Source organism: Pseudomonas sp. (assembly GCF_035497915.1).
Classification (GTDB): domain Bacteria; phylum Pseudomonadota; class Gammaproteobacteria; order Pseudomonadales; family Pseudomonadaceae; genus Serpens.
In genome coordinates this window covers 20,067-30,407 of record NZ_DATJCS010000036.1, presented here as the reverse complement: position 1 = coordinate 30,407, position 10,341 = coordinate 20,067, and the positions used below count along the sequence as shown (strand labels likewise).

Below are 10,341 nucleotides of genomic sequence, written 5' to 3'. Positions count from 1 at the left end.
CGCGCCACGGACCCCTGCCCATGCCCCGCAATGCCGAGGAAATCCCCAGCAACGCCGCCATCGCCGGCCACCCGCTGCATCCGATGATGATTCACTTCCCGGTGGCCGCCCTGCTCGGGCTGGTGGCCAGCGACCTGGCGTTTCTCTGGACCCTGGACCCGTTCTGGTGGCGCGCCGGCCTGTGGCTGTCTGGCATCGGCGCGTTCGGCGGCTGGATCGCCAGCAGCGCCGGGCTGGTGGACCTGCTCACGGTGCTGCAGATTCGCCGCAAGATCACCGCCTGGTGCCATGCCCTGCTGGCGGTGATGATGCTGTCGCTGGCCTCGCTGAACTGGCTGCTGCGCTTCGGTGCCGAGGCGGACGACCGGCACATGCTCTGGGGACTGTTCCTGTCGCTGCTCACCGCCGGGCTGATTGCCCTGACGGCGTTCCTCGGCGGGCGCCTGGTCTACGAGCACGCGGTGGCCGTGGTGGCGCCGGAATAGCCTCATGCCGGCCCCCACTGCGGCTTGGCCAGCACCAGCCAGAGGGTGACGCCAACCAACGTCGCCGCCAGCGTCCCCAGGGCAGTGCATTCCAGCGCCAGCGCGCGTTCCGGCTGGCGCTCCAGACGCAGCACCAGCACGCCGCACAGCGCGTGACACAGCGCCATCCCCGCCACCGCCGCCAGTTTCAGGACCAGCCAGCCAGCCCATTGCCCGGCGAGCAGGAACAACAGCGTGCCCGAGCCGATGGCCAGCAGCGCGGCGGGCGTGGCGAAGTGGGTGAAGACCACGCGCACCGGATAGTCGGTTTCCGGATGCAGACGCGGATGGCTACCCTGGGGGCCGGCGGCGATCAGCGCCGGCAGATAGAGCAGGCTGCCGCACCAGCACAGCAGGGCGGCGAAATGCAGCAGTTTCAGCCACGGCATCCGGGTCCCTCCAGAACAGTGCCCGGTCGAGGCCGGGTGGCGGGTTCTGGATGTGTGACCCGGGACGGGCCGAACTGTTCAGCTCAGTTCAGGGTGGCCCGCATAGGGCGCCCAGCATAGGGCGGCCTGCGCTCAGGGCTGGCTGGCCAGCAGCGCGGGCAGCGCCTCGGCCAGCTTCTGCACCTTGAGCGGGGCGCGGATGAAACCGTGCTGGCGACCGTCCGGCCCGAGCAGGGCCAGGTTGCCGCTGTGGTCGACGGTGTAGTTGGGCAGGCTCTCGTCGCCAGGAATGAAGGGAATACCCACCCGGCCGGACAGCGCCTGGATGTCGCCCAGCGGGCCGGTCAGGCCGCGATAGCCGGCATCGAAGAAGCCCAGGTACTGTTTGAGCTGCTGCGGCGTGTCGCGGTTCGGGTCGACGCTGACCATCACCACCTGCACGCGCTGGCGGTCTTCCTCGCCCAGCAGGCCGTTCAGCTGGCGCAACTCGGCCAGGGTGGTCGGGCAGATGTCCGGACAGAAGGTGTAGCCGAAGAACATCAGTGTCCAGCGCCCGGTCAGGGCGGTGACCGCCTGCGGTTGACCCTCCACGTCGATCAGGGTCAGCTCCGGCAGCGGACGGCTCTGCGGCAGCAGGACGATGCCGGCATCCAGCAGCTCGGCGGGATTCAGCTGGCCGGAGCGATTGAGGGTCTTGAACACGGTCAGCCCCATCACCAGGGCCACCAGGGCAACGAGGACAACAACGGTTGTTTGCGTACGGGTCATGGAATCCACGGCAGGTAATGGTCCACCAGCAGAGCGATGAACAGCAGGAAAAGGTAGGCGATAGAGTACTTGAAGGTACCGATTGCCGCCTGAGGCCGGGTGTCACGGTACAGCACCCAGGCCCAGTAGAGGAAACGCGCGCCCAGCAGCAGGGCGCAGATCAGGTAGGGCACCCCGCTCATGCGGATCACGAAGGGCAGCAGGCTCACCGCCAGCAGGATCAGCGTGTAGAGCAGGATGTGCACCTTGGTGTACTGCTCGCCGTGGGTCACCGGCAGCATGGGGATGTCGGCCCGGGCGTATTCGGCCTTGCGGTGGATGGCCAGCGCCCAGAAATGCGGCGGCGTCCAGGCGAAGATGATCAGCACCAGCAGCAGCGGCTCGGCGCTCAGGTGGCCGCTGACCGCCACCCAGCCGAGCAGCGGCGGCGCGGCGCCGGCCAGTCCGCCGATGACGATGTTTTGCGGCGTGGCGCGCTTGAGAAAGCCGGTATAGATCGCCGCGTAGCCGACCAGCGAGGCCAGCGTCAGCCAGGCGGTGAGCGGGTTGGTGAAGGCCAGCAGCAGCGCCTGGCCGGCCAGCGCCAGCAGCAGGGCGAAGACCAGCGCCGCCGCCGGCGAGACGCGCCCGCTGGTCACCGGGCGCCGCCGGGTACGCGCCATCAGCCCGTCGATGTGGCGGTCCACCACGTGGTTGACCGTGGCGGCCGCACCGGCGCACAGGGCGATGCCCAGATTGCCGAACAGCAGCACCGTCCAGGGCACGCCGGCGCGGGTGGCGAGGAACATGCCGACCAGCGAGGTGATCAGCATCAGCAGCACCACCCGGGGCTTGGTCAGCTCCAGGTAATCGCGCCAGGTAGGCTGCCGGGTACGCTCGCCACGCTGCAAGGTGGTCATGGCAAGGCTCCTTCCCGGACGGATTCGAAACGCGCCGGCAGCGGCCGCACCAGCAGCACGCCGGCCGGGCGACGCAGGCGGTAGTGGACCAGCACGACCACCAGCAGCAGCAGCGCACCGCCGGCGTTGTGGGCCAGCGCCAGATGCAGCGGCAGGTGCAGCAGCACATTGCCAATGCCCAGGGCCAATTGGCCGACCAGCGCCACCAGCAGCAGCCACGCCAGCCGGCCGAGACCGGCAGCCCACAGGCGCCAGGCCAGCAGCAGCACGCACAGCGACACCAGCAGCGCGCCCAGCCGATGGCTGACATGGATGGCGGTGCGCGCCGCGCCATCCAGCTGGCCGCCCAGGTAGTTCGGCCCCTTCTGTTGGGCGACGCGAAAGCCATTGTGGAAATCCATGGCCGGCCACCACTGGCCCTGGCAGGTGGGCAGGTCGACGCAGGCCATCGCCGCGTAGTTGGCGCTGACCCAGCCGCCCAGGCTGATCTGGCCGATCACCAGCAGCAGGGTCAGCCAGGCGAGCAGGCGCAGCGAAACGGGAATGGCCGGCAAGGCCGGCAGCCGTCCGGACAGCCGCAGGCTGAGCAGGAACAGCAGCGCCAGGGTGGCGAAGCCGCCGAGCAGATGGGCGGTGACCACCTGCGGCCAGAGCTTGAGCGTCACCGTCCACATGCCGAACGCAGCCTGCAGGATCACCAGCCCCAGCAGCAGGATCGGCAGGCGCAGCGGCTGGCCCGGGCGCGCACGCCACTGGATGGAACGCAGCGCCAGCACCAGGATCGTCAGGCCCAGCAGGCCGGCCACGTAGCGGTGGACCATCTCGTTCCAGCCCTTGTCGACTTCCAGCGGCGCATCGGGAAAGCGCAGCGCCGCCACCTCCTGGGCCCGTTCGCTCATGGGCACCGCAAGAAAGCCATAGCAGCCCGGCCAGTCCGGGCAGCCCAGTCCTGCATGGGTCAGGCGCGTGTAGGCACCGAGTGTCACCACCAGCGCCGCCAGCAGGGTGGCGAAGATGGCCAGGGCGAAGCCGGGTCGACTCATGGTTCCCTCCTTGAATCGCTAGCCCAGGGGCGACAGCTTGAGCAGATGCCGCAGGTCCTCCAGCACGGCCTTGCCGGACACCCCGGCGGGATAACTGAGCACCAGATTGCCCAGCGGATCGACGATCCACAGGCGCGCGTCCTGCTGACCGAAACCGACATAGCGCGCGGCCTCCAGCGGCAGCCGCTGGAGCTGCGGGTATTCACGTTCCAGCTGTGCGGCATAGTCCGCGTCCAGGCTGTCGCTCAAGGCCAGGGCATGGCTGGCGCGCCCCGCCTCGCGGCCCAGGCCGATATGGATCTGCCGGGCCAGATAGACCAGCTCGCGGCAGTCCGCCGCACACCCATGCGCATCGGTGACCAGCAACTGCCAGCCGGCCGGTTCCTGCACCGTCACGCCCAGGTCGGCGAGGGTCTGTCCGCCGCCGTGCAGCTGGCCGTGGAAGGTGCGACTCTCCGGCACCCAGAAGCGCCACTGGTACATGGCGGTCGCCAGCAGCATGGGGCCGATCACCACCAGCAGGATGAGCAGCAGTTGCAGCCGACCACGACCCGCCGGCCGAGTCGGGTGTTCAAGGTGCAGCGACTGATGCATGACGAGCCTCCCGTGCCCGATGAATGCCCAGGTGAATGAACAGCGCCAGCAGCGCTACGGCCAGGCCGAACCATTGCACGGCGTAGCCCTGGTGTTTCTGCGGCGCCATGGACACGCTGGGCCAGTTGGGCGTCAGCGCGGCCGGTCCCGGTTCGAGGCGCAGTTCCAGCAGCACGCCGGGGCGGCGCAGTTCCTGCCAGATCGCCAGTGGTTCCAGGCGGTTGACCAGCCGCGGCCAGCCCGTGGCATTGCCCACCGCCAGCAGACTGCGACCCGGCGGAACATAGGCCCAGGCGGTGAGTTGCAGCTCGCCGCTCGGCGTGTCGAAGCGCGGCGGCACGCGCCGGTCCGGCCAGGGCAGCCAGCCCCGGTTGACCAGCAGCCAGCGCCCGCTGGGGTGGTCCATAAAGGGTTGCACCAGTTCCACGCCCACCTGGCCCTGGTGCACGCGGTTGTCCAGCAGCAGGCTGTGGGTGGCGTCGAAACGGCCGCGCAGCTGTACGCGCAGGAACGCCGGTTCGGGCTCGGCCAGCAGCTGCAGCACCGGAACCGGCGGCGCCTCGCGCCGCTGCGCCTCGGCCGCCAGGATCTGGCGTTTTTCCTCGGCGCGCGACAGCTGCCAGAAACCCAGGGCGATCAGCGCCGGCAGCAGCAGCGCCACCACCAGGCTCGGCAACCCGCCCGGCCGGAAGCGAGGCCCGGGCTGTCTATACTGCTTCCCCACTTCACCTCCCCCCGGAGCGGCGCGTGCTCAAGGCAGCGATTCTCCTGTTGTTGCTGGCCATCCTGGCGAGCCTCTTTTCGGCCCTGTATTTCATGCTCAGGGACACTGGCCGCTCGAACCGCATGGTCTATGCCCTGTATGCCCGGGTCCTGCTGTCCGCCCTGGCCCTGGCGCTGATCGCCTGGGGCTTTTTCAGCGGCCAGCTTCAAAGCACGTAAACGAACACGAACAGGCAGATCCACACCACATCCACGAAGTGCCAGTACCAGGCCGCCGCCTCGAAGCCGAAATGGTCGTCCGGGGTGAAATGGCCACGCAGCACCCGGAAGAACATCACGCTGAGCATGATGGCGCCGATGGTCACGTGGGCACCGTGGAAGCCGGTGAGCATGAAGAAGGTGGCGCCGTAGATGCCCGAACCCAGGGTCAGCCCCAGCTCGGTGTAGGCGTGGATGTATTCCTCGGCCTGCAGCACCAGGAAGGCGAAGCCCAGCAGCAGGGTCAGCCCCAGCCACAGCTTGAGCGGCCCGCGCTGATTGCGGCGCAGGGCATGGTGGGCGAAGGTCAGGGTGAAGCTGGAAGTGACCAGCAGGAGGGTGTTGATCAGCGGCAACCCCCACGGGCCGATCACCTCGCTGGGACCGGGGAACACCTTGGGGTCGGGGTTCTGCAACAGCGGCCAGCGGTATTCGAAGCCGGGCCAGAGCATGTTGCTGAGGCCCTTGTCACCTTCGCCACCGAGCCAGGGGCCGACCCAGTAGCGGATGTAGAACAGCGCACCGAAGAAGGCGGCGAAGAACATCACCTCCGAGAAGATGAACCAGCTCATGCCCCAGCGGAACGAGCGATCCATCTGCGCGCTGTACAGGCCGGCGCGGTTCTCGCGCACCACCGAGCCGAACCAGCCGAAGAACATCCAGATCAGCAGCAGCACGCCGACGAAGAAGATCAGCGGTCCGCTGGCGCTGTCACGCTCGGCGGACAGGTCGTTGAACCAGTGGCCCAGCCCGGTGACGGTGACCAGCAGGCCGAGGCAGGCAATGATCGGCCACTGGCTCTGGGCGGGGACGTAGTACGGCTCATGGGATTGTGTGGCCATCAAAGTCTCCTCTCCGGGCGGTCCGTGATGTCGAACAGCGTGTAGCCGAGGGTCAGGTGGTGGACATCGCGCGGCAGGTCGCGGTCGACGATGAAGCGCACCGGCATCTCGATCCGCTCGCCCGGCTGCAGCACCTGCTGGGTGAAGCAGAAGCATTCGGTCTTGTGAAACCAGGCGGCGGCCCGCGCGGGCGCCACACTGGGCACCGCCTGGGCGGTCATCGGCCGGTCGGTGGGATTGACCGCGACGAAGCGCACCTCATGGCTGGCGCCGGGATGCACGCGCACCTCCGCCTGCAACGGTTCGAACGTCCAGACCATGCCCCCGGCGTTGGTGGCCAGGAACTGCACCCGCACCGCGCGGCTGTCATCGATCTGCTGGACGCCCTGGTACTGCCCGGCGGTCTTGCCGTTGATGCCGAAGGCCTGGCACAGCACGTCGTAGAGCGGCACCAGGGCAAAGCCGAAGCCGAACATCACCGCCACCAGCAACAGCAGGCGGGTCACCAGTCGCGCGGTGCTGATCATTTCACCTCCGGCGGCACCTGGAAGGTGTGGTAGGGCGCCGGCGACGGCACGCTCCATTCCAGCCCTTCGGCGCCGTCCCACGGCTTGGCGGCAGCCGGACGGCCCCCGCGAATGCACTTGATGACGATGAACAGGAACAGCAGCTGGGTGGCGCCGAACAGGAACGCGCCAATGCTCGACACCATGTTGAAGTTGGCGAACATCAGGTTGTAGTCGGGGATGCGCCGCGGCATGCCGGCCAGGCCGAGGAAGTGCATGGGGAAGAAGGCCAGGTTCATGCCCACGAACGACAGCCAGAAGTGCAGCTTGGCCAGGGTTTCGTCGTACATGTGCCCGGTCCACTTGGGCAGCCAGTAGTAGGCCGAGGCGAAGATGCCGAAGATCGCGCCCGGCACCAGTACATAGTGGAAGTGGGCAACCACGAAGTAGGTGTCGTGGTACTGGAAGTCCGCCGGGGCGATGGCCAGCATCAGGCCGGAGAAGCCGCCGATGGTGAACAGGATGACGAAGGCCACGGCGAACAGCATCGGCGCCTCGAAGGTCATCGAGCCCTGCCACATGGTGCTCACCCAGTTGAACACCTTCACCCCGGTGGGCACGGCGATCAGCATGGTGGCGTACATGAAGAACAGCTGGCCGGTCAGCGGGACCCCCACGGTGAACATGTGGTGGGCCCAGACCAGGAACGACAGGAAGGCGATGGCGCCGGTGGCGTAGACCATCGAGGTGTAGCCGAACAGCGGCTTGCGGCTGAACGCCGGGATGATCGCGCTGATCGCGCCGAACGCCGGCAGGATCATGATGTACACCTCGGGGTGGCCGAAGAACCAGAACACGTGCTGGAACAGCACCGGGTCGCCACCGCCGGCGGCGCTGAAGAAGCTGGTGCCGAAGTGGATGTCCATCAGCATCATGGTCACCACGCCGGCCAGCACCGGCATCACGGCGATCAGCAGGAAGGCGGTGATCAGCCAGGTCCACACGAACAGCGGCATCTTCATCAGCGTCATGCCCGGTGCGCGCAGGTTGAGCACGGTGGCGATGACGTTGATGGCGCCCATGATCGAGCTGATGCCCATCAGGTGGATGGCGAAGATGAAGAAGGTCACCGACTCCGGCGCGTAGGTGGTGGACAGCGGCGCATAGAAGGTCCAGCCGAAGTTGGGCCCGCCGCCCTCCATGAACAGGGTGCTGACCAGCAGGCCGAACGCCGCCGGCAGCAGCCAGAAGCTGAAGTTGTTCATGCGCGGCAGGGCCATGTCCGGCGCGCCGATCATCAGCGGGATCATCCAGTTGGCCAGGCCGACGAACGCCGGCATCACCGCGCCGAACACCATGATCAGGCCGTGCATGGTGGTCATCTGGTTGAAGAATTCCGGCTGCACGATCTGCAGCCCCGGCTGGAACAGCTCGGCGCGGATCACCATGGCCATGCTGCCGCCGAGCAGGAAGGCGCAGAAGCTGAACCACAGGTAGAGCGTGCCGATGTCCTTGTGGTTGGTGGTCAGCACCCAGCGCATCAGGCCCCTGGCGGGGCCGTGGTGGGGGTCATGCACGGCATGACCGTGGTCGATCACTGCATCGCTCATGTCCGTCATGTCCTCATTCCTGGGCCTGTTTGAAGGCCAGCACGTCCTGCGGGGTCAGCATGTCGCCGACGCTGTTGCCGAGCGCGTTGCGCTCGTAGGTCACCACGGCGGCGATGTCCACTTCCGACAGCTGGCGACCGAAGGCCGCCATGGCAGTGCCCGGCTTGCCGTTGAAGACGATGTTCAGGTGTCCGTCCAGCGGACCGTTGGTGAGCGGCGAGCCCTTGAGCGCCGGGAACATCGGCGGCAGGCCCTCGCCATTGGCCTGGTGACAGGCCGAGCAGTAGGTCTGGTAGACCTGCTGGCCACGCTCGACCAGCTCCTCGCGGGTCCACTCCTTGCCGGTCAGCTCCTTGAGCTGGGCGGCCTCGGTCTTGCGCTCGGCCAGCCAGGCGGCGTAGTCCGCCTGGCTCTTGGCTTCCACCACCACGGGCATGAAACCGTGGTCCTTGCCGCACAGCTCGGTGCACTGGCCGCGGTAGAGGCCGGGTTCCTCGATGCGCGTCCAGGATTCGTTGATGAAGCCGGGAATGGCGTCCTTCTTCACGGCCAGCGCCGGCACCCACCAGGAGTGGATGACATCGGCCGCGGTGATCAGGAAGCGCACCTTGGCACCGACCGGCACCACCAGCGGGTTGTCCACCTCCAGCAGGTAGTGCTCTCCCTTGGGCGCCAGGTTGTTCATCTGCTCGCGGGGCGTGGTCAGGTTGCTGAAGAACTCGACGTCCTCGCCCAGGTACTTGTAGTGCCACTTCCACTGGTAGCCGGTGACCTGGATGTCCACGTCGGACTCGGAGGTGTCGTAGATGTCGATCAGCGTACGGGTGGCCGGCACCGCCATGCCGATGAGGATCAGTAGCGGAATGACCGTCCACAACACCTCGACGCGGGTGTTTTCATGGAAGTGCGCCGGCTGCTGGCCGGTGGAGCGGCGGTGGATGATCATCGACCAGATCATCACGCCGAACACCAGCACGCCGATGATCACGCAGATCCAGAAGATGGTCATGTGCAGGTCGAACACCGAGCGACCGACCTCGGTGGCGCCCCGATGCATGTTGACGTCCCAGGCCGCCTGGGCCGACGCGTGAAGCACCCCAACCAGCAGACCCATCCAGAGTCGTGGATGTCGCATCATTGCGCTCCCCTATCGTTCTTGTTATCTGCCGACAGGAGCGGAGAGCCGGGGCGAGACTGCTGACTTCACCGCTCTGGCCTCAGGCCGGTCGGGAGTACGTCGTTCGCCTCGGAGTATAGACAGCGCGCCGGGAGCGCCAGGGGAGTCGACCGCCGGCGACCGGCGGTCATGGCGGCCTGGCAGGCCGCCGCGGGGGCAGGATCAGCCGCGCAAGAAGCGCGCGCGGGGGGTGGCCATCGGCACCACGTCGCCATCGAGCGGCAGGAAGCTGCCGCGCTCGGCGTCGTAGGCCAGGATGGCGCTGCTCTCGATGTCGTACACCCAGCCATGGATGAACAGCTGGCCGCTGGCCAGGCGCGCCGCCACCGAGGGGTGGGTGCGCAGGTGGTCGAGCTGGGCGACCACGTTTTCCTGGGTGAGGATCTGCAGGGTGTCGTGGTGACCGCAGCCACAGTTTTCCTCAACCACGCGCAACGCGACCTCGGAGTGGCGCAACCAGGTCTTTACCGTGGGCATGCGTTCCAGGCTCTGCGGGTCGAGCACCGCCTTCATGGCGCCGCAGTCGGAATGGCCGCAGACGATGATGTGCTGCACGCCCAGGGCCAGCACCGCGTATTCGATGGCAGTGGAGACACCACCCATCATCTGCCCGTAGGGCGGCACCACGTTGCCGACGTTGCGGGTAACGAACAGGTCGCCCGGGGAACTCTGGGTGATCAGTTCCGGCACGATGCGCGAATCGGCGCAGGTGATGAACATCGCCCGCGGATTCTGCGCCGTGGCCAGCGCCTTGAAGAGCTCCTCCTGTTGCGGAAACACTTCCTGACGGAAACGCCGGAAGCCACTGACGATGCTGTTCAGGGCCTCTTCGGCACTCTCGCTGCCGGTACGAACCTGGATCGGGATGGCCTTGTGCTTGTACGGCATTTCTTGAAACCTCGGTTCTAGAACGGATCTTGCACTGCAAGACGAATAACCGGCCCGGCAGAGTCACAGGCTGTCGTCGGCCCGTGAACTATACCCTCGGATCGTCGATAACGAGGGTGA

General features: G+C 67.2%; 13 protein-coding genes. 2 read left to right on the top strand and 11 right to left on the bottom strand.

The window, feature by feature from the left end; genetic code table 11:
• Positions 1-20 precede the first annotated feature (20 nt).
• Entirely contained in the window at positions 21-485 is a 465-nt protein-coding gene (locus VL129_RS10400; protein ID WP_325412749.1) for a DUF2231 domain-containing protein, read from the top strand.
• 2 nt (positions 486-487) lie between these two features.
• Here VL129_RS10400 and VL129_RS10395 read toward each other — a convergent pair whose 3' ends face one another.
• From VL129_RS10395 to VL129_RS10370, 6 genes are all read right to left on the bottom strand, one after another.
• Positions 488-913 carry a CopD family protein gene (locus tag VL129_RS10395; RefSeq protein WP_325412748.1) on the bottom strand — a complete coding sequence of 142 codons (426 nt, stop codon included), beginning with the start codon at positions 911-913 and terminating at the stop codon, positions 488-490.
• A gap of 132 nt (positions 914-1,045) precedes the next feature.
• A complete protein-coding gene (locus VL129_RS10390) occupies positions 1,046-1,681 on the bottom strand; it encodes an SCO family protein (protein WP_325412747.1) in 636 nt (211 codons plus the stop codon).
• A complete protein-coding gene (gene cyoE / locus VL129_RS10385; RefSeq protein ID WP_325412746.1) occupies positions 1,678-2,580 on the bottom strand; it encodes a heme o synthase in 903 nt (300 codons plus the stop codon). The genes VL129_RS10390 and cyoE overlap by 4 nt, the downstream gene beginning before the upstream one ends.
• Positions 2,577-3,623, bottom strand: a complete 1,047-nt coding sequence (locus tag VL129_RS10380) for a COX15/CtaA family protein (protein WP_325412745.1) — start codon at positions 3,621-3,623, stop codon at positions 2,577-2,579. Before VL129_RS10380 ends, cyoE begins: the two co-directional genes overlap by 4 nt.
• A gap of 18 nt (positions 3,624-3,641) precedes the next feature.
• Positions 3,642-4,217: a hypothetical protein gene (locus VL129_RS10375; RefSeq protein WP_325412744.1), complete on the bottom strand. Its 576-nt coding sequence runs from the start codon at positions 4,215-4,217 to the stop codon at positions 3,642-3,644.
• Complete coding sequence (locus VL129_RS10370) at positions 4,195-4,893, bottom strand: SURF1 family protein (protein ID WP_325412743.1); 699 nt, start codon at positions 4,891-4,893, stop codon at positions 4,195-4,197. Before VL129_RS10370 ends, VL129_RS10375 begins: the two co-directional genes overlap by 23 nt.
• 71 nt (positions 4,894-4,964) lie before the next feature.
• Here VL129_RS10370 and VL129_RS10365 point away from each other — a divergent pair, with 71 nt between their 5' ends.
• Complete coding sequence (locus tag VL129_RS10365) at positions 4,965-5,159, top strand: twin transmembrane helix small protein (RefSeq protein ID WP_325412742.1); 195 nt, start codon at positions 4,965-4,967, stop codon at positions 5,157-5,159.
• Here VL129_RS10365 and VL129_RS10360 read toward each other — a convergent pair.
• The 5 genes from VL129_RS10360 to VL129_RS10340 all read right to left on the bottom strand — a co-directional run bounded on the left by VL129_RS10360 (position 5,147) and on the right by VL129_RS10340 (position 10,221).
• Positions 5,147-6,040, bottom strand: coding sequence for a cytochrome c oxidase subunit 3 (locus tag VL129_RS10360; protein ID WP_325412741.1), 894 nt, complete (start codon positions 6,038-6,040; stop codon positions 5,147-5,149). The genes VL129_RS10365 and VL129_RS10360 overlap by 13 nt on opposite strands.
• On the bottom strand, positions 6,040-6,567 hold the full coding sequence (locus VL129_RS10355; protein ID WP_325412740.1) for a cytochrome c oxidase assembly protein: 528 nt from the start codon (positions 6,565-6,567) through the stop codon (positions 6,040-6,042). The genes VL129_RS10360 and VL129_RS10355 overlap by 1 nt, the downstream gene beginning before the upstream one ends.
• On the bottom strand, positions 6,564-8,156 hold the full coding sequence (gene ctaD, locus VL129_RS10350; RefSeq protein ID WP_325412901.1) for a cytochrome c oxidase subunit I: 1,593 nt from the start codon (positions 8,154-8,156) through the stop codon (positions 6,564-6,566). The genes VL129_RS10355 and ctaD overlap by 4 nt, the downstream gene beginning before the upstream one ends.
• A 13-nt stretch (positions 8,157-8,169) precedes the next feature.
• Positions 8,170-9,294, bottom strand: a complete 1,125-nt coding sequence (gene coxB, locus VL129_RS10345) for a cytochrome c oxidase subunit II (RefSeq protein WP_325412739.1) — start codon at positions 9,292-9,294, stop codon at positions 8,170-8,172.
• 201 nt (positions 9,295-9,495) lie between these two features.
• Positions 9,496-10,221: a carbonic anhydrase gene (locus tag VL129_RS10340; protein ID WP_325412738.1), complete on the bottom strand. Its 726-nt coding sequence runs from the start codon at positions 10,219-10,221 to the stop codon at positions 9,496-9,498.
• Positions 10,222-10,341: the final 120 nt, after the last annotated feature.

Coding starts and splice junctions, on each gene's coding strand:
- VL129_RS10390 (WP_325412747.1), bottom strand. CDS start 1,681: ATGACCCGTACGCAAACAACCGTTGTTGTCCTCGTTGCCCTGGTGGCC.
- VL129_RS10340 (WP_325412738.1), bottom strand. CDS start 10,221: ATGCCGTACAAGCACAAGGCCATCCCGATCCAGGTTCGTACCGGCAGC.
- VL129_RS10395 (WP_325412748.1), bottom strand. CDS start 913: ATGCCGTGGCTGAAACTGCTGCATTTCGCCGCCCTGCTGTGCTGGTGC.
- ctaD (WP_325412901.1), bottom strand. CDS start 8,156: ATGAGCGATGCAGTGATCGACCACGGTCATGCCGTGCATGACCCCCAC.
- VL129_RS10380 (WP_325412745.1), bottom strand. CDS start 3,623: ATGAGTCGACCCGGCTTCGCCCTGGCCATCTTCGCCACCCTGCTGGCG.
- VL129_RS10360 (WP_325412741.1), bottom strand. CDS start 6,040: ATGGCCACACAATCCCATGAGCCGTACTACGTCCCCGCCCAGAGCCAG.
- cyoE (WP_325412746.1), bottom strand. CDS start 2,580: ATGACCACCTTGCAGCGTGGCGAGCGTACCCGGCAGCCTACCTGGCGC.
- VL129_RS10375 (WP_325412744.1), bottom strand. CDS start 4,217: ATGCATCAGTCGCTGCACCTTGAACACCCGACTCGGCCGGCGGGTCGT.
- coxB (WP_325412739.1), bottom strand. CDS start 9,294: ATGATGCGACATCCACGACTCTGGATGGGTCTGCTGGTTGGGGTGCTT.
- VL129_RS10355 (WP_325412740.1), bottom strand. CDS start 6,567: ATGATCAGCACCGCGCGACTGGTGACCCGCCTGCTGTTGCTGGTGGCG.
- VL129_RS10400 (WP_325412749.1), top strand. CDS start 21: ATGCCCCGCAATGCCGAGGAAATCCCCAGCAACGCCGCCATCGCCGGC.